Annotated in this window: 23 protein-coding genes; 22 read left to right on the plus strand and 1 reads right to left on the minus strand. The window is 40.9% G+C overall.

The genetic code is table 11. The features are described from left to right. Positions 1-152: 152 nt before the first annotated feature. Positions 153-2714: a vitamin B12-dependent ribonucleotide reductase gene (locus AC1TO4_RS11980; protein ID WP_482105516.1), complete on the plus strand. Its 2562-nt coding sequence runs from the start codon at positions 153-155 to the stop codon at positions 2712-2714. A 44-nt stretch (positions 2715-2758) separates the two neighbouring features. Here AC1TO4_RS11980 and AC1TO4_RS11985 read toward each other — a convergent pair whose 3' ends face one another. Continuing rightward, the gene (locus AC1TO4_RS11985; RefSeq protein ID WP_482105517.1) at positions 2759-3721 is read right to left on the minus strand and encodes a DUF1385 domain-containing protein; all 963 of its coding nucleotides are present in this window, start codon (positions 3719-3721) and stop codon (positions 2759-2761) included. A 129-nt stretch (positions 3722-3850) separates the two neighbouring features. Between AC1TO4_RS11985 and AC1TO4_RS11990 the strand changes: the two genes are divergently transcribed. The 21 genes from AC1TO4_RS11990 to recN all read left to right on the plus strand — a co-directional run bounded on the left by AC1TO4_RS11990 (position 3851) and on the right by recN (position 20828). After that, positions 3851-4279 (plus strand): hypothetical protein, encoded by a 429-nt coding sequence (locus AC1TO4_RS11990; RefSeq protein WP_482105518.1) that lies wholly within the window; start codon positions 3851-3853, stop codon positions 4277-4279. A gap of 62 nt (positions 4280-4341) precedes the next feature. After that, a complete protein-coding gene (gene aroQ, locus AC1TO4_RS11995; protein ID WP_482103122.1) occupies positions 4342-4782 on the plus strand; it encodes a type II 3-dehydroquinate dehydratase in 441 nt (146 codons plus the stop codon). Positions 4783-4786: 4 nt separating this feature from the next. Next, positions 4787-5845, plus strand: coding sequence for a M24 family metallopeptidase (locus AC1TO4_RS12000; protein WP_482105519.1), 1059 nt, complete (start codon positions 4787-4789; stop codon positions 5843-5845). Positions 5846-5870: 25 nt separating this feature from the next. After that, a complete protein-coding gene (gene efp, locus AC1TO4_RS12005; RefSeq protein WP_482103071.1) occupies positions 5871-6428 on the plus strand; it encodes an elongation factor P in 558 nt (185 codons plus the stop codon). A gap of 119 nt (positions 6429-6547) precedes the next feature. After that, positions 6548-6757 carry a SpoIIIAC/SpoIIIAD family protein gene (locus tag AC1TO4_RS12010; protein WP_482103072.1) on the plus strand — a complete coding sequence of 70 codons (210 nt, stop codon included), beginning with the start codon at positions 6548-6550 and terminating at the stop codon, positions 6755-6757. Then, entirely contained in the window at positions 6736-7134 is a 399-nt protein-coding gene (locus AC1TO4_RS12015) for a hypothetical protein (protein ID WP_482103073.1), read from the plus strand. The genes AC1TO4_RS12010 and AC1TO4_RS12015 overlap by 22 nt, the downstream gene beginning before the upstream one ends. A gap of 16 nt (positions 7135-7150) precedes the next feature. Further along, positions 7151-8050 carry a stage III sporulation protein AE gene (locus AC1TO4_RS12020; RefSeq protein WP_482103074.1) on the plus strand — a complete coding sequence of 300 codons (900 nt, stop codon included), beginning with the start codon at positions 7151-7153 and terminating at the stop codon, positions 8048-8050. A 197-nt stretch (positions 8051-8247) separates the two neighbouring features. After that, positions 8248-8718: a hypothetical protein gene (locus tag AC1TO4_RS12025; RefSeq protein WP_482103075.1), complete on the plus strand. Its 471-nt coding sequence runs from the start codon at positions 8248-8250 to the stop codon at positions 8716-8718. Continuing rightward, positions 8705-9253 carry a SpoIIIAH-like family protein gene (locus AC1TO4_RS12030; protein ID WP_482103076.1) on the plus strand — a complete coding sequence of 183 codons (549 nt, stop codon included), beginning with the start codon at positions 8705-8707 and terminating at the stop codon, positions 9251-9253. The genes AC1TO4_RS12025 and AC1TO4_RS12030 overlap by 14 nt, the downstream gene beginning before the upstream one ends. A gap of 247 nt (positions 9254-9500) precedes the next feature. After that, positions 9501-10001: an acetyl-CoA carboxylase biotin carboxyl carrier protein gene (accB, locus tag AC1TO4_RS12035; protein WP_482103077.1), complete on the plus strand. Its 501-nt coding sequence runs from the start codon at positions 9501-9503 to the stop codon at positions 9999-10001. Between the two features lie 14 nt (positions 10002-10015). Further along, positions 10016-11362, plus strand: a complete 1347-nt coding sequence (accC, locus tag AC1TO4_RS12040; RefSeq protein ID WP_482105520.1) for an acetyl-CoA carboxylase biotin carboxylase subunit — start codon at positions 10016-10018, stop codon at positions 11360-11362. Positions 11363-11379: 17 nt separating this feature from the next. Further along, positions 11380-11781 carry an Asp23/Gls24 family envelope stress response protein gene (locus AC1TO4_RS12045; protein WP_482105521.1) on the plus strand — a complete coding sequence of 134 codons (402 nt, stop codon included), beginning with the start codon at positions 11380-11382 and terminating at the stop codon, positions 11779-11781. Between the two features lie 115 nt (positions 11782-11896). After that, positions 11897-12277, plus strand: coding sequence for a transcription antitermination factor NusB (gene nusB / locus AC1TO4_RS12050; protein ID WP_482105522.1), 381 nt, complete (start codon positions 11897-11899; stop codon positions 12275-12277). Positions 12278-12300: 23 nt separating this feature from the next. Further along, positions 12301-13173, plus strand: a complete 873-nt coding sequence (gene folD, locus AC1TO4_RS12055; RefSeq protein WP_482105523.1) for a bifunctional methylenetetrahydrofolate dehydrogenase/methenyltetrahydrofolate cyclohydrolase FolD — start codon at positions 12301-12303, stop codon at positions 13171-13173. 76 nt (positions 13174-13249) lie between these two features. Continuing rightward, positions 13250-14605, plus strand: a complete 1356-nt coding sequence (gene xseA / locus AC1TO4_RS12060; RefSeq protein WP_482103082.1) for an exodeoxyribonuclease VII large subunit — start codon at positions 13250-13252, stop codon at positions 14603-14605. Further along, positions 14606-14848 (plus strand): exodeoxyribonuclease VII small subunit, encoded by a 243-nt coding sequence (locus AC1TO4_RS12065; RefSeq protein WP_482103083.1) that lies wholly within the window; start codon positions 14606-14608, stop codon positions 14846-14848. Next, a complete protein-coding gene (locus AC1TO4_RS12070; RefSeq protein WP_482105524.1) occupies positions 14841-15725 on the plus strand; it encodes a polyprenyl synthetase family protein in 885 nt (294 codons plus the stop codon). The genes AC1TO4_RS12065 and AC1TO4_RS12070 overlap by 8 nt, the downstream gene beginning before the upstream one ends. 96 nt (positions 15726-15821) lie before the next feature. Beyond that, complete coding sequence (gene dxs / locus AC1TO4_RS12075) at positions 15822-17723, plus strand: 1-deoxy-D-xylulose-5-phosphate synthase (RefSeq protein ID WP_482105537.1); 1902 nt, start codon at positions 15822-15824, stop codon at positions 17721-17723. Further along, entirely contained in the window at positions 17720-18541 is an 822-nt protein-coding gene (locus AC1TO4_RS12080; RefSeq protein WP_482103085.1) for a TlyA family RNA methyltransferase, read from the plus strand. Before dxs ends, AC1TO4_RS12080 begins: the two co-directional genes overlap by 4 nt. Before the next feature lie 124 nt (positions 18542-18665). Further along, positions 18666-19115: a transcriptional regulator AhrC/ArgR gene (gene ahrC / locus AC1TO4_RS12085; protein WP_482103086.1), complete on the plus strand. Its 450-nt coding sequence runs from the start codon at positions 18666-18668 to the stop codon at positions 19113-19115. A 15-nt stretch (positions 19116-19130) separates the two neighbouring features. Further along, positions 19131-20828 carry a DNA repair protein RecN gene (gene recN / locus AC1TO4_RS12090; protein ID WP_482105525.1) on the plus strand — a complete coding sequence of 566 codons (1698 nt, stop codon included), beginning with the start codon at positions 19131-19133 and terminating at the stop codon, positions 20826-20828. The last annotated feature ends 104 nt before the right edge of the window (positions 20829-20932 follow it).

Genomic DNA, 20932 nt, shown 5'->3' on the forward strand with positions numbered 1-20932 from the left:
TTAAGCATTTGGAGTTTAATGTAAAAATTATTTTATTGAAGCAGGTTTCAATATGTAGTATATTAGGTATTATAATTAACACAACATGTAGTGTTCTACGTGAAAATACATGTTTTGTTTTATGAATATATCCCATAAGGAGGGATGCGTTAATGGTCATTGTTTCAAAACACCAGGAACCTATCTTGGACAAGGCACAGCTGAATGCGGATATCTCTAAATTCCCGCAAGTGCATCCAATTTCAGATGATATGCATATTGAACATAAAGGGGTATCCCGGCTTGTCATGATTGACAGATATTCGTTTAAGGATACGGAAAAGGAAACACTCAAAGTTGGTGATTTCGTCGTCCTAACGGTTAAGGAAGATCCGAAATTCCCGGCACGTGGACTTGGCTTTATCACTGCAATTGATAAAAAAAGTGGAAAAGCAGATATATGGATTGAAAAAGATTTTCGTTCAGCGATCGACAATCCAGTTGAGCAGGAAAAAGGTATCATTACAAGACCGATAGAAGTTCTAGAAAAGCCACTTGAAGTTTTTTATGAGCAAATTGCCAAACGTAATGCGACAGGACTTGCCTCGGTTGAAACGACAGAAGCAAGACGAAAAGAATCGTTCGATCAGTTCTACAATCAATTGTCGAAATTGAATTTCATTCCTGCTGGACGAGTTCTATACGGAGCTGGTTCAGATACTGAAGTGACTTTCTTCAACTGTTATGTTATGCCTTTCGTGGCTGACTCTCGTGAAGGTATTTCTGATCACCGCAAACAAGTGATGGAGATCATGAGTCGCGGTGGTGGTGTTGGGACAAATGGATCCACACTACGACCACGTAACACACTTGCACGCGGCGTCAACGGTAAATCATCCGGGTCGGTTTCTTGGCTCGATGATATAGCTAAATTGACACATCTTGTCGAACAAGGTGGATCTAGACGTGGTGCACAGATGATCATGTTAGCAGATTGGCATCCGGATATTTACGAATTTATCATCTCAAAAATGCAGAATCCTAGAATCCTCCGTTACCTTGTGGAAACTACCGAAGATGAATTGATAAAAAAGTTAGCAAATGAAAAACTGAAATTCAAACCGCTTACAGCTCAAGAAGAAGCGATGTACCAAGGGATAATGAACTATCGGACGATTCCTGGTATGGGTGGATTCAATGATGCAATCTTGAAAGATGCTGAAACGAAATTGCGTGATGGGGGAACCTATTCCGTACAAAATGCGGAATTCCTCACAGGTGCAAATATTTCCGTCACATTGACAGACGATTTCATGAAAGCAGTTGAACAGAACGCAGATTATGACCTGCGCTTCCCAGCTGTTGAAAAGTACTCTCCGGAAGAAATGGCTACATACAACGAAGAATGGCATAAAGTCGGCGATGTCCGTGAATGGGAGCGTCAAGGGTTTGCAGTTCGTGTATACCGAACAATCAAAGCACGTGCACTTTGGGATCTTATTAACATCTGTGCAACGTACGCCGCTGAACCCGGCATTTTCTTCATCGACAATGCCAACAATGAAACGAATGCCAAAGCTTACGGCCAGCAAGTTGTAGCAACGAACCCATGTGGTGAACAACCACTTGCACCTTACAGCGTTTGCAATTTAGCTGCTGTAAACCTTGCGGAAGTCGCAAATAAAGAGACAAAAACAGTAAACTTCGAAAAATTAAAAGAAATAGTTCGTATTGGTGTTCGAATGCAGGATAATGTTATCGATGCAACGCCATATTTCCTAGCAGAAAACAAAGTACAAGCACTCGGCGAACGTCGTGTTGGGCTCGGCGTCATGGGGCTTGCCGACCTGTTGATCTATTGCGAAAAAGAATACGGTTCTCTTGAAGGCAACGACCTTGTCGACAACGTATTTGAAACGATCGCAACATCTGCTTATCGTGAATCAATCGAACTTGCAAAGGAGAAGGGAAGCTTCCCATTCCTTATCGGTAAGACTGATGAGGAAACATTAGCCCTGCGCAATGCGTTCATCAATACAGGTTTTATGAAAAAAATGCCGGAAGATATTCGCGAGTCTATTTTGGAGCACGGTATTAGAAACTCCCATTTATTAACTGTTGCACCAACTGGATCTACTGGAACTATGGTTGGCGTTAGTACTGGATTGGAACCATATTTCTCCTTTTCTTATTACCGCAGCGGGCGTCTTGGTAAATTCATCGAGGTGAAAGCTGAAATAGTAGAAGAGTATTTGAAGAATAATCCAGCTACAGATCCGGAAAACTTACCGGAATGGTTTCTCTCTTCGATGGCTCTTGCGCCTGAAGCGCATGCAGATGTACAGTGCATTATCCAACGTTGGATTGACAGTTCAATTTCTAAAACGGTCAATGCGCCACGGGGGTATACTGTTAAACAAGTTGAAAGTGTTTATGAGCGTCTCTATAAGGGCGGAGCGAAAGGCGGGACTGTCTATGTGGATGGTAGCCGAGATGCGCAAGTCCTGACCTTAAAAGCTGAAGAGAATGAAATGGATTCCGACTATGTTGAAGAAGTAGTTGAACAGCGTAAAGTTGTTCTTGTCAATACAATACAAGATCTACGTTCGACAAACGTTACAATCGGATCTGAAGTCGGTGATACTTGTCCTGTATGTAGAACAGGTACAGTCGAAGAAATGGGCGGCTGTAATACATGTACGAACTGTAATGCCCAATTAAAATGCGGGTTATAAAGCAATATAAAAGCGGAAGCGGCCATAATCGGCAGCTTCCGCTTTTAAATAATTACAGGAACAGTCCCTGCTTCAAGTTCCATTGCATCAACACCATGCTCTTCTAGTTGCAATAATTTCTCAAACGATGCAATTGCAATTTCCACTTGCTTGTCATCAGGGTCTTTCGTTGTCAATAGTTGAAGCCACAAACCGGGATAGCCTAAATACTTCAAGATAGGAACATTGCGAAGCGAATTTGTTATTTGCAGGACTTCAAAGGAAATGCAGAGAACGACTGGAATGAGTAGAATCCTATTTACAATGCGGAACCAAAAAGGATCGGCCGGTACAAGGAAATAAACAAACATACCAACAATTACCGTAAACAGCATAAAACTGCTACCGCAACGAAAATGGAGTCTAGATTGTGACTGAACATTTTCAACTGTCATGGGCAAATTATTTTCATATGTGTTGATAACTTTATGCTCTGCACCATGGTACTGGAATACCCTCTTAATGAGCGGTGTCATAGAAATAAGTGAAATATAGGTCAATAGCAAAATGAGCTTAAATAGACTTTCAAGCAAAATTTGTGCTGTTTTTCCTGGTGCAACAAATTGTAGTGCTTGTGCTAGAAAGACGGGGATCAGTGTAAAGAGGAACTTCCCAAATAGTAAAGATAATACTCCGACAGCTGCGACACCAAGAACCATTGCCAATTTGGAGGTTTCTTCTTTTGGTGGAAGAATTTCTTCGCCGGGCATAATATCATAGCGGTCACTGGAAAATGTTAAATGCCGTGACCCGATTCCAGCAGATTCAATTAATGCAACAAATCCACGAATAAATGGGATTTTCTTCATTTTTATCAGAGTATTACTCTTTTCCTTTGGAAGGTGGAAATAATCAATTGCATCGTCCTTTCGCCTAATTGCCGAGATGGTATGATTTTTTCCGGCAAACATAACACCTTCAACTAGTGCTTGACCCCCGTAAGTAGGAGGCTGTTGTTCTTTTTTCATATATTTAGCCCCTCTTTCTTTTAATTCAACAAATACTATTAACTCATTATACTAAAAAATAAAGTTACACTCCATAATGATGTTTAAAAAGTTCTAAACCTCCCGACACTTTGTATAGGAGGGATATCTATGATGAATATTACTTTGTTATGGACTGCACTAATCGGGGCCTTAATCACAACGATAGCTCTAAAGTTCCTGCAATTATTCAATTTCATTAATTGGTCACCTATCGGCTGGGCAAAAAAATGGCAGATTTTCGAATCAGCTCATTATTCAATAAAATGGATTTTGCTTTTCATGGCTCTTACATTGTTATTTGCCATTCTGTATTTCGTCGTGTCATTCACAACATCAATTCCCCCGTCTATAACCGCGTTAATTCTAGGGTTTATTGTTGTTTTTGCGGTTGAATGGACAATTGGTTCACCGCAAAGTCCTGTAGCTGCAATAAAATCGATATCTATACCTTACCTAGCGTTAATGGCCATAGTGTTCAGATTTATCACAGGAACGGCTGTATTTATGAAGAAATTTTCAGATGAAAGTGTGAAATGAGTTGCTACAAAAGAACGATATGCTAAAATGGGAAAGATAACGGTGAAGGGAATGGTGTGGCAGTGAAGTTACTTATTCTAAACGGACCCAATCTAAACAGGCTTGGTAGTAGGGAGCCAGGTATTTACGGTGCTGAAACATTAGCAGATGTTGAAAGTAAACTAGACAAGGCTGCGTCGCTCCATGATGTTGAACTATCATTCTTCCAATCGAACTGGGAGGGTGCACTAGTCGATAAGATCCACGAAGCTGGTGACACCAGTCTTGATGGCATTATTTTTAATCCTGGAGCGTTTACACACTATAGCATTGCTCTACGTGATGCAATCGCATCTGTCGATGTGCCTGTCATTGAGATCCATATATCAAACATACATAGCCGAGAGCCGTTTAGAGAGAAGTCTGTCATTGCACCGGTCTGTATCGGTCAGTTAACTGGATTTGGCACTGACGGATATCAACTGGCCTTTCAAGCATTTCTTCTCCGGAGAAAAGGGGTATGAAACTGTGAAATTGACAAAAATACGGGAACTGTTAATCGAACATGGCATTGATGCACTGCTAATTACAAACGAATTCAACCGTCGTTATATGACAGGATTCACAGGTACCGCTGGGCTTGCGCTAATCTCGGCTGATGATGCAGTATTCATCACAGATTTTCGTTATACGGAACAGGCGGAAAAAGAGATTCAAGGTTTCCGTATCGTCCAGCATACGGCAACAATCATAGAAGAAGTAGCAATTCAGGCGAAAAAAATGAAACTTCGTACTATCGGTTTCGAAAAAGATAATGTATCATTCGGTCTTTATGAGCTTTACAATGAAAAAGTTGATGCGGAGCTGAAACCAGTCTCGGGTCTTGTTGAAAAACTACGTATGGTGAAAACGGAAGATGAGCTTATCATTTTGAAAAAAGCGGCTATGATTGCAGATGACGCATTCACACATATTTGCGGTTTTATCAAACCGGGTCTCACAGAGTTGGAAGTATCGAATGAGCTGGAGTTTTCCATGCGAAGTCAAGGAGCTACTTCATCATCATTCTCTATTATTGTTGCTTCCGGTTTGCGCGGAGCATTGCCCCATGGTGTAGCAACAAATAAAGTAATCAATTCGGGTGACTTTGTCACGTTAGACTTCGGTGCGTTGTATGAAGGTTATATTTCAGACATTACACGAACTGTTGCTGTAGGTGAGCCTTCAGCAAAACTAAAAGAAATCTATGAAGTGACTTTAGATGCCCAAGAACTTGCTTTAAAAGAAATTAAACCGGGTATGACAGGAATAGAAGCGGATGCGATTGCTCGCGATTATATTAAGTCTATGGGCTATGGCGAAGCATTTGGACATTCTACAGGACATGGTATAGGTCTGGAAGTTCATGAAGGACCCGGACTATCTTATCGATCTGAATTGATTCTGGAACCCAATATGACTGTAACTGTAGAGCCTGGGATATATTTACCTGGAATCGGTGGCGTACGTATTGAAGATGACATCATCATAACCGTTGACGGCAACGAACGTTTAACGCACTCAACAAAAGAACTACTTATCTTATAATCTATCATCCATTGGAGGAAATACTATGATTTCAGTAAACGATTTTAAAACAGGATTAACAATTGAATTTGACGGAGACATTTGGCGTGTAATGGACTTCCAACACGTAAAACCAGGAAAAGGTGCAGCTTTCGTACGTTCAAAACTGCGCAACCTACGTTCAGGTAACGTCAATGAAAAAACATTCCGTGCCGGAGAAAAAGTTGCTAGGGCACAAATCGATAACCGCCGTATGCAATACTTGTACGCAAATGGAGACGAACATATCTTTATGGATAATGAATCTTACGAGCAGATTGAACTTCCTGAAAAACAAATTGAAGACGAATTGAAGTTTTTGAAAGAGAACATGGAAGTTCATATTATTCTCTTTAAAGATGAGGTACTTGGCGTTGAATTGCCGGTAACAGTCGTTTTAGAAGTTGCTGAAACGGAGCCAGGTATTAAAGGCGACACAGCAAGCGGTGGATCTAAGCCGGCTAAAATGGAAACAGGTGTCGTCGTACAAGTGCCATTCTTCGTCAACACCGGCGACAAACTAATCATCAACACAGTAGAATCTGAATACGTTTCTAGAGCATAAAGAAACATACTAAGTCAATCGAAGAATCCAAAAAGTCATGCTACCCAAATGGGTGGCATGACTTTTTTACATATATTGAACCCCTAGCACATAGGATGTTGCAATGGGGGGAACACCGGATGGAACTAAATGATTTGCTACGAGTTGCCGGTATCGGATTAGTCATCGGTTTTCTGCATATTTTTTTCGAGCAGACTGGCAGAAAGGAATTTTCTTTCTTCTTGTTTTTCATCGCTTATATTTACATCACTGCTGAAATGCTCCGCTTCCTAAGGATTTTCTTCTCGGAAATTACGGAGTTTTTCCAGTGGTTGTCCATGTCGGTCTGATGCTGACTTTAGTTCAGACCATTGTCGTCTTCCTAATTCTCCTCCTCATTTCATTTACTGTACCCAAATTACAGCCGTTGTTGTATACATCTATTTTTCTCTATTTTTTATTTCATATATTTCTAACCATTGTTTTCCCATTCGTCATCTACTTTTTAACTCTTTTTGAACCGTTACCGGAACCATTTGCAAAGTTACTGATTGGCAGCGCCATTCTCTTTTTATTATCTGAGCTCATTGCAAAACATATCGCTGAAGCAGGTTACGGTTCATTAGCGGCAATCGCTCATTTCGCCGTAAAGATTGCAATACTTACTCTTTGGATGGAACAGACATCCAAACTAATAGATTTACTATTAAAACTCATCACAAAATGAACGGACGGGGCCATCCATGATCTCTTTTATAGAAACGCTACTCGGAACCGTATTATCAAGCTTTGTCATCGTCATCATCTCTGCATTTATGGCTTTGCTAGTAGATTTCCTATTCCCTACGTTTACGAAATGGACGAGGATGATTCTCATATTCATTGTAATAACGGTAGCTTTGCAGCCAGCATTTGAACATTTAAATCTTATTCGGGATATTGCGCATTCCATATCAATGATGTTCATTTCCATTTATCCGATTTTGACAGCCAGTATGATCGCTACAGGCGGAGCATTCAGCATGCTAAATTTCCAACCGGCAATGCTACTATTTGCAAATGGTGCAATCGTTTTGACAGAACGTGTTCTGATTCCTCTTTTGACTGCAGCATTGATATTAGATTTAGTTTCCAGAATACTTCCACCCGTTCCTTTTACAAAAATGGCGGATTTAATTCGGACGAGCCTTCTAGGTGCGGTATCGGCAGTAGTAGCAGCTTATTCAATTTTTATCACGGTGGGAGGCACGATGTCTTGGGCGCTTACGGGTTTGACGAGTGAGCCTATTAAAGAACTCATTCGTCAAAACGTTCCACTTATCGGCTCTTTCATGACTGATAGTATGGGGACAATCGGCCGCTATTCATCGGGAGCAAGTGTTTTTGCAGGAGGATGGCTAATATCTGCAATTTGGACAGTGGCGCTTATTCCGTCATTCAAAACATTAATCACCGCATTCTTTTATAGATGGACTGCGGCTCTCATTGAACCATTTGCAAATGAAGATATCACGGGTATTTTGGATGATATCGGGCGGACGTTATTCGTGTTATGTGCAATCTCTTTTCTTATTGCATTTGCATTTATCTACACGGCACTATTTTCAATTATCCTTGTAAAGTTGATTACTACGATGAAATGAGGCTGGAAATGGAGTCTTTTTAACTGGAATTCTGCTGATCACACTATTATCTGCAACAATCTTGTTATTATTTTCAAACGAAACAGAAGAGAAATTCATACCCATTATTAAACTTGCAATTGGTATCTGGATGATTCAATCAATCTTCACAATAATTGGTCATAGCCTCTCGTGAAACTGCATAAAATGAATCATTGATGACAGGTCGTACAACCGGCTCAATGAACGGAAATGGTGATGATATGCAAAAACCAAAAAGGAAAATCCATACTGTCCTCCTCGGGACGATTGTTCTCCTGGTCATCATTTTCATCAATTCCAGTCTTGATGTCATCGGGGGGGGGAAGGAAAAAAAGGAGGAGAGCCGGGAATATGCTGCATTAGAAGAGGCGCTTATGAGAACTGAGGGAATAGGGGAAGTTTTACTCTACCCCCATTATGAAGGTGGAGAATCTGCAAATCCGCTATCCGATTACTTTTCAATATCCAAAGCATCGACTACAAAAGGAAATCAGTTGCAAGGCATTCTAGTCGTTGCAGAAGGCGCGGAAGATTTCAAGATGAAAAACGAACTATCCAAGATTTTGTCTACCGTACTTCAGCTACCCGAATACCGAATCGTCATCGTTGAAATGGAGAAAAGGGGGAACACTAATGAAAACGAATAAAAGAACAGTATGGTTTTTGACATTGCTAAGCCTGGTTGCAGTCATCTCGATCTATTACATCAAGGAAAAAGCACCGATGCCGTTCGACGGGATCACCATTTTTAAGGACTCGGACAAAGCCATTAATTTGAACGAGGAAGCTGATGGTACAGATAAAACGACGCCCGTATTTGCTGAAGCCCTGCTCTTTGAGGAAATGCGGATGGAAGTTCGCAATGAGCGAAGTAAAATGGAAGATCAGTTATTGACTAAAATGACATCTTCAGAGTATACGGCAGAGGAAAAAAACAAAGTGTTCGATGAGATGGCCATGCTTAATAAACAAGAATCAGCCGAAGCGCTCATGGAATTACAAATTAAAGCGTTGGGGTATCCTGAAGCATTCGTACACAATCAAGATGGTGATGTAAAAATCACTGTCCTTTCTTCGGAAGGTCAATCGGCACAAATGGCAGAAGAGATTACCCATTTCGTCATGACAAGTTGGAAAGATGCCAGGGTCGTTCAAGTTTCTTTCACTGGCGACTCGGAATAACCTAACAAATTGAAGGCCCTGGATAGGGTCTTTTTTTTTTGCTAAATCAATATACAATGCCGCATAACTGTGCGTTTCCAGGCACTCTCTGTGTTCCAATTAATCTTTTTCGTAGCTGGAAGATGACTTCAGCTTTTGATCATTTCCCTCAAACTTTGAGGGAAATGACCTTTATCTATTTCAATATGACGTGAAAACGTCTAAAATAGATATAGAACGTATTAAAATGGAGTCAGGAGAATCGATCATGCTAAAAATTCAAGAAATCCGTGAAATTATTAAACTAATTGATCAATCTTCAATTGAAAAATTTTCTTATGAATTAGATGGTGCAAAACTGGAATTAAAAAAAGGAAGTACTAAGCATTCCACTTCAGTAGTTGAAGCAGCACAACCTGCTCAGCAAGTAGTTGCTGAAAAACCGGCGCAACCAGTAGTAGAGGTAAGTTTACTTCCAGAGGAGTCGCCAACTACTTCTGAAGTTGCAACACAATCGGACGATTCATCATTGACCAAAGTTATTTCACCAATGGTTGGTACTTTCTATTCTGCATCTTCACCGGAAGTTCCGGCGTATGTACAGATTGGCGATAAGGTGAAAGCTGAATCAATCGTTTGTATCGTAGAAGCAATGAAGTTATTCAATGAAATTGAAGCGGAAGTTTCTGGGGAAATTGTTGAGATTCTCGTAAAAGACGGGCAACTCGTAGAATATGGCCAGCCCCTCTTCCTCGTAAAAGCTAATTGAAGGGGGAGTAACGTATGAAGAAAGTGTTGATTGCAAACCGTGGTGAAATCGCAGTTCGTATAATCCGAGCTTGTAAAGAGCTTGGCATGAAGACAGTTGCAGTTTATTCTGAAGCTGATCAGGATGCTCTGCATGTTGAATTGGCTGATGAAGCTTATTGCATCGGTCCAAAGTTATCTAAAGACAGTTATCTTAACTTTTCCAATATTATTAGTGTCGCAAAACTTACCGGATGTGATGGCATTCACCCGGGATATGGTTTCCTGGCGGAAAATGCAAGTTTCGCGGAACTTTGTGAAGAGGTCAATATCGAATTTATAGGTCCGACCGCAGATTCAATTTCGAGGATGGGAACGAAAGACGTAGCCCGTGAAACTATGAGGAGTGCAGGTGTTCCGATTGTTCCGGGTTCAACGGGAATCGTAGCTGATGAGCAAGAAGGCCTCCGGATCGCTGAAGAAATTGGTTTTCCGGTCATCATCAAAGCAACAGCAGGCGGAGGCGGTAAAGGGATTCGTGTTGCGAGGGATGCTGAAGAGCTGGTAAGTGGAATCAAAATTACACAAAAAGAAGCTGCTGCTGCTTTCGGTAATCCAGGTGTCTATCTTGAAAAATTCATTGAAGTTTTCCGTCATGTTGAAGTTCAGATACTAGCCGACAAATACGGTAACACGATTCATCTAGGTGAGCGGGATTGTTCCATTCAGCGTAGAATGCAAAAGTTATTAGAAGAAGCACCTTCACCAGCGCTGACACCTGAACTTCGTCACTCTTTAGGGGAAGCAGCTGTCAAAGCGGCGGAAGCCGTGAATTATAGAGGTGCAGGTACGGTTGAATTTATTTTTGATCATATCAATCAAAAGTTCTATTTCATGGAGATGAACACCCGTATCCAAGTAGAACATACGATAACAGAAATGATTACGGGTATCGATTTAGTTCAGCAACAACTTAAAATTGCATCAGGTGAAAAATTGGTCTATCGTCAAACTGATATTAAAATCAACGGCTGGTCTATTGAGTGTCGTATTAATGCAGAAAACCCATCGAAAAACTTTATGCCCTCACCAGGTAAGGTTACGATGTATATGCCTCCGGGCGGTTTTGGTGTTCGGGTAGACTCGGCGATGTATACAGGTTATTCCATTCCACCATTTTACGATTCTATGGTTGCAAAGCTGATTGTTCATGCGGACACTAGGGAGGAAGCTGTAGCAAGGATGAAACGGGCACTTGATGAATTCATCATCGAAGGCGTAGATACAACCATCCCATTCCATTTGAACCTAATGGATAACGAAGTTTTCAAGTCTGGCGATTTTGATACAAAATTCCTTGAAAAGTACACAATTATGAACTAACGGAGAGGAGAATCTGGATGTCTGATAAAACAATTCCAACATTGGTTGGATTGGCTCCATCGGGAAGCAGTGAACTTGGACACGTCCATCTTGCTCCTGAAGTTCTTGAAGTAATTATTGGTATTGCGACGACAGAAATAAAAGGCGTTGCATACACAAGAGGAAACTTTGCAACAGGTGTTGCGGAGAAGTTTGGAAAAGTGAATCATGGTAAGGGAGTCAAAACGGAATGGACTGAACAAGGTTTGATGATCGATGTTCATTGTGTTGTCGAGTATGGATATTCTTTACCCGCAATCGCATTGGAAATCCAAAAACAAATACGTCATGCAATATTCCACATGACATCCCTTGAAACAACAGAAGTCAATGTTCATATTACAGGGATTCAGATTGAAGCTGGAACCGAAACCGTATGATCTGAAAAGCATCATTCTATCGGATGATGCTTTTCAAATTGTCTTACTGTATCTGGACAACCAACTTATGCTATGATAATGCCCTAGAGATACGGTAGTGGAGGAGAATAATATTATGAAACGACGAGAAGCACGCGAAAAAGCTGTACAAACACTTTTTCAGCTTGATAATACAGAACTGAGTATAAATGAGGCAATCACTTACATTATTGAAGAGCCGGTGAACCGGTTTTATGAACAAATTGTTCGTGGTACTGTAGAGAATAAGGAAGAGATTGATGAAGTCCTTACCGGAAAGCTGGAAAATTGGTCTTTGGACCGCCTCCCTAAAATCGAACGGACCGTTTTACGAATCGCTGTCTATGAACTGCTATACAATAAAGAAGTACCACACAGGGTTGTAATAAATGAAGCAATCGAACTTTGTAAAACATTTGGCGATGAAAAATCAGGCCGATTTGTAAATGGCGTACTATCGAAATTCGAAGAAAAATAATTGGATTGTTTGGAGGAACCATGATGACTGACAAACGGATTGATGGAACAGCAATTGGTAAGGAAATCAGGGAAGAAATAAAGCAAAGAGTAACTACGCTTAGGGCAAATGGCTGTCAGCCAGGCCTAGCGGTAGTCTTAGTCGGTGAAAACCAAGCTTCCCGTACATATGTTAGAAACAAACAGAAATCGAGTCTGGAAGCGGGCATGAAATCGGAATTAATTGAACTTCCCGCTACGGTATCCGAAGAGGAGTTACTTAATCACGTTATTAGATTAAACAATGATAATTCAATTCATGGCATCCTTGTTCAATTACCATTACCTGACCATATCGATGAGAACCTCGTTATTCGTGCCATCGATCCTACAAAGGACGTCGATGGATTCCACCCGGAAAACGTTGGGAAAATGATAATTGGTCAAAAAGCATTCCTGTCATGCACACCATACGGGATCATTAAACTTCTTGAGCGGACAGGCACTGAAATTAGCGGCAAGCATGCAGTTATTGTTGGACGTAGCAATATAGTGGGGAAACCGATGGGTCAATTACTGTTGCAACGCGACGCCACAGTCACATACTGCCATTCCAAAACAAAGGATTTAGCATCCTTTACAAAACAGGCGGATATTCTAATCGTCGCAATTGGAAAGACAAAATTCATTACAGAAGAGCATATAAAAGACGGTGCTGTCGTTATTGATGTAGGCATGAACCGTGATGAGAACGGAAAACTTTGCGGAGATGTCGATTTTGAATCAGCAATAACTAAAGCTTCTGCTATAACACCGGTACCTGGCGGAGTAGGTCCAATGACAATTACCATGCTTCTAAAAAACACTCTTCACAGTGCTGAAAAAGCATATGAAGAAGGTAGACACTCACAAAAATAATAAAAAACCGGACGGACGCTGTTTTTCATCGAAAAGACAGCGTCTCTATACGTCAATAATCGGGGAGGCGGGACTGTTGGCCGGAGATCCACACTTGTCTGTACAAGCATTAACAAAATATATTAAACGAAAGTTTGATGCAGACCCTCATTTGCGAAATGTCTTTGTCAAAGGAGAACTATCGAATGTTAAAAGCCATCCGAGCGGTCATATCTACTTTACTTTAAAAGACGAAAAAAGCCGAATTCAGTCAGCGATGTTCCGTTCTAGCGCAGCTGGACTTAAGTTCAAACCTGAAAACGGTATGAATGTTCTCATTACGGGTGACGTAACTGTTTTTGAAACGAGCGGAAATTATCAATTGTATGTACAATCCATGCAACCTGATGGCATCGGAGCATTATATCTTGCTTTTGAACAATTGAAAGAAAACCTAGGTAAAGAAGGTCTTTTCGATGCAAGATGGAAAAAACCACTCCCACTCTATCCAAATAAAATCGGTGTGGTTACGGCCCAAACAGGCGCAGCGATTCAAGATATCTGCTCCACAATTGAACGGCGGTATCCGCTTGCTGAAATCATATTATTTCCCGCAGTAGTACAAGGGCCGCAAGCGGCGCCTTCCATCATCAAATCAATTCAACAAGCGGATAATTATGGTTCTCTCGATGTCCTTATCGTGGGAAGAGGCGGCGGTTCAATTGAAGATTTATGGGCATTCAATGAAGAGTCAGTTGCACGGGCAATATTTTCTTGCCGTTTACCGGTTATTAGTGCTGTTGGACATGAGACGGATACAACAATTGCTGACTTCGTGTCGGACAAAAGGGCACCTACCCCAACTGCGGCTGCCGAGATGGCCGTACCGGCGCGAGAAGAGTTGTTTGAAAGGCTATTGGATCGTAAGAGGTCAATTTATAATTCCTTATCCAATCAAATTAAAAATGAGCGCAAACGTTTAACAAGTTTACAAAATTCCTATCCACTTCAATTTCCAGAACGATTATATCGTCCGTTTACTGAGAGATTGATTGGGTTTGAAGGAAGACTGCTTAGAAGTGGTAACGATATAACAAGCTCTCGAACATCGCGATACCAAAGATTAAGTGCCCTGCTTTCCACTTATTCCCCGGATCAGCGAATTAAAGAAGGTTACCGGGACATAACGGTAGTAACTGAACGTCTCACAAGAAGTGTACAACAAGACCTACGCATGAGAAGTGAGCGTTTTCACGCATCTGTACGAATGTTGCAGGCGCTGAATCCACTAACGATTATGGAACGAGGCTATTCAATTGTTTATAAAAACAGCGAGGTCATCAATTCTGCTGAATTACTGGAAGTTGGGAAAGAAATTCGGATTCGTTTGCATGATGGTACAGCGGAAGCGACAATCCAATCAATTAAGATAAGCGATGGGGAGGAAATATAATTGGAAAAAGAGTCAATCCGCTTTGAAGAAGCGATGTTGAAATTAGAAGAGGTGGTCCAGAAACTCGAGACAGGCGATGTACCCCTTGAAGATGCCATCACACTGTATAAAAGAGGAATGGAGCTTTCTGGTTTTTGCCATGGTAAACTACAGGATGCTGAAAAACAACTAATCTCTATTATTGACAAAGATGGAAACGAAACAGAATTCAATCCGGCAAAAGGAAGCGATTCAAATGAATGAGAAACTACAACAATTTATCACAGAAAAGCTCCCGGTTATTGAAGGTAAGCTAAATATTATGATTGACTCAATGACAGTATCAGAAACTTTAAAATCCTCGATGGCCTATTCAATTAATGCCGGCGGGAAACGAATCCGGCCACTCCTCGTCCTAGCCACGCTAGAAGATTTAGGTGCCAAATCAGAAGATGCTTTGACGGTTGCATGCGGAGTTGAATTGTTACATACTTATTCCCTAATCCATGATGATTTACCGTGCATGGATAATGATGATTTCAGACGTGGAAAACCGACGAATCATGTTGTTTATGGGGAGGCTGTAGCAGTTCTTGCAGGAGATGCGCTTCAGGCCCTTGCGTTTGGAAGTCTATCTCGTCTTACAGTTACGAGTGCCGAAAACGCTCTTCAAATCGTCCGTTTACTTTCGGATGCATCTGGAGCAAGAGGTATGGTCGGCGGTCAAGTGCTTGATATTGAAGGGGAGAAAAAAGCTTTATCTATATCCGAACTCGAAACCATTCATATCAACAAAACGGGTGCTTTGTTGTCATTTTGCATTGAAGCTGGGGCAATACTTGCAGGATTATCTGGTGAAAAATCAGCACAATTGAAAAAGTATGCATTTAACATAGGCCTTGCTTTTCAAATACAGGACGATATTTTAGATGTTACTTCTACGACAGAAGAACTAGGGAAGACTGCGGGTAGCGACACGATAAGTGATAAGTCGACATATCCGTCATTGCTCGGTTTGGATGGTGCTATTGTACGACTTGCTGAACACCATCAGGTAGCAAAACAATCACTTTCATTTTTGAAAGTAGATCAACCACTTCTCGGATTATTCGCAGATTATATCGTCGAAAGAAAATCTTGAAATGACCGTAATTGTTGTACTGGACGTCTTACTTGATATAATGGGTTCTTAGCAGTAACATTCGAGGCAATTAATTTGTGAAGGTGTGTGATGATGATGGAACTCACTGAAATTACTAGTCCATCTTTTATAAAAAAACTCAACAAAGAACAGTTGACAGAATTAGCGGGAGAAATCCGGAAGTTTCTAATTGAAAAGCTATCTGTTACCGGTGGTCATATCGGTCCGAATCTTGGAGTTGTCGAACTAACGATTATGTTGCATCGGTTATTTGATAGTCCAAATGATAAAATAATTTGGGATGTCGGCCATCAGGCGTATGTTCATAAAATACTAACTGGACGCGCATGCGATTTCGACACACTTCGGCAATATAAAGGCCTATGCGGATTCCCTAAAATGATTGAGAGCGAGCATGATGTGTGGGAAACAGGTCACAGTTCTACTTCGCTTTCTGCGGCTATGGGAATGGCAGCAGCGAGGGACGTAAAAGGTGAATCGAATTATGTGATACCAGTCATCGGTGATGGTGCGCTGACAGGTGGAATGGCACTTGAAGCGCTAAATCATATTGGAGATTCAAAAACCAATATGATTGTTATTTTAAATGACAACGAAATGTCAATTGCGCCGAATGTCGGTGCACTTCATACGGTCCTTGGGAAATTGAGGACTGCTGGCAAATATAACTCAGCAAAAGATGAGTTGGAATATATACTGAAGAAAATTCCCGCTGTTGGTGGTAAACTTGCTGCAGCTGCGGAGCGAGTTAAAGATAGTCTGAAATACCTACTCGTCTCTGGAGTTTTTTTTGAAGAACTCGGTTTCACATATCTTGGTCCGATTGATGGACATGATTTCAATGACCTTGAACGCAATATTCAATATGCGAAGAAAATGGAAGGGCCAGTACTACTTCACGTTATTACGAAAAAAGGCAAGGGATATAGTCCAGCTGAAGATGATAAAATCGGTACATGGCATGGTACTGGTCCGTATAAAATTGAAACAGGTGATTTTGTAAAATCTGCCTCAATTGCACCTTCATGGAGCGGATTAGTAGCAGAAACAGTTCGGAACATTGCTCGTGAAGACAGACGTATCGTTACAATAACACCAGCGATGCCTGTTGGCTCGAAATTGGAATCGTTTGCTGCAGAATTTCCAGATCGATTCTTCGATGTCGGCATTGCTGAACAACATGCAACAACAATGGCGGCAGGTCTCGCTACACAAGGCATGAAGCCATTTCTAGCAATTTATTCAACATTCATGCAACGAGCTTATGACCAGGTACTTCATGATATTTCAAGGCAGAATCTGAACGTCTTTATCGGAATTGACCGTGCAGGTCTTGTTGGTGCGGATGGTGAAACGCATCAGGGTGTCTTCGATATTGCTTTCCTTAGACATATGCCAAACCTGGTTATTATGATGCCAAAAGATGAAAACGAAGGACAGCATATGGTAAAAACCGCTATTGATTATGACGAAGGCCCAATTGTAATGCGTTATCCAAGAGGAAATGGTCACGGCGTCTTAATGGATGAAACACTACGTCCAATCCCTATCGGTACGTGGGAAGTATTACGTGAAGGACATGATGCAGCTATATTGACATTCGGTACCTCAATTCCGATGGCGCTCGAAGCGGCCGAATTGTTATTCACCAAAGGAATCCATGTGAAAGTTATTAACGCGAGATTCATCAAACCGCTTGATAATGTAATGCTGGATGGTCTTTTTGCTACTGGTATACCAATTATGACAGTTGAAGAAGCTGTCCTTGCGGGCGGTTTCGGAAGTGCTGTTATTGAATATGCTCATGACACACAACAAACTGGCGTACCGATTCGACGGATGGGTATTCCAGACCAATTCATTGAACACGGTAACGTTGATGAATTGCTTGCTGAAATCGGTATGACAACTGATCATCTGGTTGATAATATGTTAAACTTCGTCAAAGAGTGTGGAGTGGAAAGGGAACAAGTATGACAAATCGTACAACAAAAGAGCGGGTTGACGTACTATTAGTTGAGCGTGGTCTCTTCGAAACAAGGGAACAGGCAAAGCGCTCGATTATGGCGGGCATCGTCTTTTCTGCTGAAACTAGATTAGATAAACCAGGTGAAAAAATTGCAATTGACGCCCCACTTGTGGTCAAAGGCTCGAAATTGAAATATGTGAGCCGAGGCGGATTAAAACTTGAAAAAGCACTTGAGCAGTTCGATGTCGATGTATTGGATAAAATTATACTTGACATCGGATCATCGACGGGTGGTTTTACAGATTGTGCACTTCAAAACGGTGCTGCACATTGCTACGCACTTGATGTTGGTTACAATCAACTTGCGTGGAAGATACGACAAGACCCACGTGTAACGGTTATGGAGAGAACAAATTTCAGGCATGCAACGCCGGATCTGTTCACCCAAGGGATACCGCAATTTGCTACTATCGATGTTTCTTTTATATCATTAACACTTATCCTACCCGCTTTGAAACGAATCATTGCTGATGGCGGTGACGTTATGGTACTTGTGAAGCCACAATTTGAAGCAGGAAAAGGGAAAGTAGGAAAAAAAGGCGTTGTCAGAGAAAAGTCTGTTCATCAAGAAGTGTTGAAAAAAATTGCTGAAGCATCCATAAACGAAGGATTTAGTCTCCGTGGAATCTCATATTCGCCCGTTACTGGCGGCGAAGGGAATATTGAGTTCCTATTTCACTTAACTTCTGAGGAAAACCCAGTGACAAATTTTGACGCAGTTGACTTTGATAAACTTATTGAAGAGGCTTACAAAGAGCTACACTAGTGCGCATCTATTTGCGCACTTTTCCTATCTGAAGCGAAGAGACATTCCTCTATACTTGTTGCTTAAAAATTTCGGTGTTACAGTACAAATTAGAATATAATTATTGGGTATGGGAGTGATTGGCATGAATAAAGGGCATAGACAAATTCGCATTCGGGATATTATCTCGAACTTTGAAATAGAAACGCAAGACCAGCTTGTAGACAGCTTAAAAGCTGCTGGAGTGGCTGTGACACAAGCGACCGTTTCGCGTGATATAAAAGAAATGCATTTAATTAAAGTTCCTTTATCCGACGGTAGTTATAAATACAGCCTGCCAGCCGTACATAAGTACAACACGGAACAGAAACTTCACCGCATGTTAACAGATGCATTTGTTAGCATTGACAGTGCAGGACATTTTATCATTTTGAAAACATTACCTGGAAATGCCCAAGCTGTCGGGTCATTAATGGACCATCTTAGTTGGGATGAAATTCTGGGAACGATTTGTGGCGATGATACATGTTTAATAATTTGCCGGGATGAATCTCTGACAGAAAAAGTGAAGGAAAAACTACTGGCTATGCTTTGAAAGAGGTGATGGTAATTGTTAAGTGAAATCTCCATTAAAAACTTCGCAATCATAGAAAACCTAGAAGTTACTTTCAACGATGGTTTAACTGTATTGACTGGGGAAACAGGTGCAGGGAAATCAATTATTATCGATGCTGTGCAACTGCTGGCGGGTGGAAGAGGATCGCAGGAGTTTATCCGCCATGGTTCGACAAAAGCTGAGTTGGAAGGGCTTTTTACAATTGAAGATAATGATCATCCAATTATCGGTAAGTTAGCTGATTTCGGCATTGACGTCCAAGACGGCATTGTTATTTTGCGGCGTGACCTCAATTCGAACGGAAAAACAGTTTGCCGTGTCAATGGAAAACTCGTAACCATTGCTATTTTGAGAGAAATAGGTTCGCAATTGATTGACATTCATGGGCAACATGAAAATCAGGAATTGATGCATGAAAGAAGACATATTCATTTACTCGATCATTTTGCGGGAGAAGAATTCGAACTTGCTTATGTAAATTATTCTGAGATATTTGAAAGCTATCGAAAACTGAAACGGAAGCTTGAAAAGGCGGACGAAAATGAACAACAAGTTGCACAGCGTATTGATTTGTATTCATTTCAATTAAAAGAAATTGATGCAGCAACCCTCATAATTGGAGAAGAGGATAAACTTGAAGCCGAGAAACAAAAACTTCAAAATTATACTCGACTATATGAGCGACTGAATACTGCATACGTTTCAATTAGCGGAGACACGCATGCACTAGATTGGGTTGGATCAGCTATGAGTGATATCGAAGATGCAGCTTCAGTAGATAAAACATTGAAACCCCATGCGGAAATAATTGCATCAAGTTTCTATTCACTGCAAGATACGTCACATGAATTAAAAAACATACTTGATGATATGGAATTTGATCCTGCAAGACTCGAAATAGTTGAAGAGCGTCTAGCCCTTCATACCTCACTTAAAAGAAAATATGGTAAGACGATTGAAGATATATTATTGTATCGCGATAAAATAGCCGATGATCTAGAAAATTTAGTAAGCAGGGATGAACGACTTGCGGCAGAACAGGAAAAACTTGATCAACTATTGAAAGACCTGGAAGTTGAAGCGGAAGAACTATCAATTATTCGCCTAAATTATTCCCATCATTTAGAAAAAGCGATTATGGAACAGCTACAACAACTACATATGGGAAAAGCATCTTTCAAAGTGGATATTACAAGAAAATTGCCTGGTACTTTTGATTCAAACGGATATGACGATGTGGCATTTCTTATTTCGACGAATGTGGGTGAGCCACTGAAACCATTAGTTAAGGTTGCCTCTGGCGGTGAAATTTCACGTATCATGTTGGCTTTGAAAACGATTTTTTCAAAACATCAAGGAGTAACTTCACTTATTTTTGACGAAGTAGACACAGGTGTAAGTGGACGTGTTGCTCAAGCGATTGCGGAGAAAATTGCCATGATTGCTACCCATTCTCAAGTACTTTGTATTTCACATTTACCACAAGTTGCCGCTATGGCTGATTACCATTACCTTATTAAAAAAGATGTAAAAAGTGACAGAACTAGAACTGAAGTCCAAAATGTTATTGAATCGGATAGAACGGAAGAAATGTCCAGAATGTTATCTGGCGCAGAAATAACTACTTTAACATTGAGCCATGCAGAAGAGTTGTTAAAATTAGCTGTCGAACGTAAAAAGTCGTTTAGATAACCAAGAAACACGCATAATACATTATGCGTGTTTCTTGGTCATTTTTTTAAATTTCCCAGCACTACTTATTAGTAGGCCCAAAAAGGAAGTTGATTTTCATTTTT

This window comes from Sporosarcina sp. Y838 (genome assembly GCF_056786515.1).

Coding starts and splice junctions, on each gene's coding strand:
- AC1TO4_RS12080 (WP_482103085.1), top strand. CDS start 17,720: ATGACAAATCGTACAACAAAAGAGCGGGTTGACGTACTATTAGTTGAG.
- accB (WP_482103077.1), top strand. CDS start 9,501: ATGCTAAAAATTCAAGAAATCCGTGAAATTATTAAACTAATTGATCAA.
- AC1TO4_RS11990 (WP_482105518.1), top strand. CDS start 3,851: ATGATGAATATTACTTTGTTATGGACTGCACTAATCGGGGCCTTAATC.
- efp (WP_482103071.1), top strand. CDS start 5,871: ATGATTTCAGTAAACGATTTTAAAACAGGATTAACAATTGAATTTGAC.
- AC1TO4_RS12020 (WP_482103074.1), top strand. CDS start 7,151: ATGATCTCTTTTATAGAAACGCTACTCGGAACCGTATTATCAAGCTTT.
- AC1TO4_RS12070 (WP_482105524.1), top strand. CDS start 14,841: ATGAATGAGAAACTACAACAATTTATCACAGAAAAGCTCCCGGTTATT.
- AC1TO4_RS12030 (WP_482103076.1), top strand. CDS start 8,705: ATGAAAACGAATAAAAGAACAGTATGGTTTTTGACATTGCTAAGCCTG.
- AC1TO4_RS11985 (WP_482105517.1), bottom strand. CDS start 3,721: ATGAAAAAAGAACAACAGCCTCCTACTTACGGGGGTCAAGCACTAGTT.
- nusB (WP_482105522.1), top strand. CDS start 11,897: ATGAAACGACGAGAAGCACGCGAAAAAGCTGTACAAACACTTTTTCAG.
- dxs (WP_482105537.1), top strand. CDS start 15,822: ATGGAACTCACTGAAATTACTAGTCCATCTTTTATAAAAAAACTCAAC.
- AC1TO4_RS12025 (WP_482103075.1), top strand. CDS start 8,248: ATGACAGGTCGTACAACCGGCTCAATGAACGGAAATGGTGATGATATG.
- AC1TO4_RS11980 (WP_482105516.1), top strand. CDS start 153: ATGGTCATTGTTTCAAAACACCAGGAACCTATCTTGGACAAGGCACAG.
- AC1TO4_RS12045 (WP_482105521.1), top strand. CDS start 11,380: ATGTCTGATAAAACAATTCCAACATTGGTTGGATTGGCTCCATCGGGA.
- ahrC (WP_482103086.1), top strand. CDS start 18,666: ATGAATAAAGGGCATAGACAAATTCGCATTCGGGATATTATCTCGAAC.
- accC (WP_482105520.1), top strand. CDS start 10,016: ATGAAGAAAGTGTTGATTGCAAACCGTGGTGAAATCGCAGTTCGTATA.
- AC1TO4_RS12010 (WP_482103072.1), top strand. CDS start 6,548: ATGGAACTAAATGATTTGCTACGAGTTGCCGGTATCGGATTAGTCATC.
- folD (WP_482105523.1), top strand. CDS start 12,301: ATGACTGACAAACGGATTGATGGAACAGCAATTGGTAAGGAAATCAGG.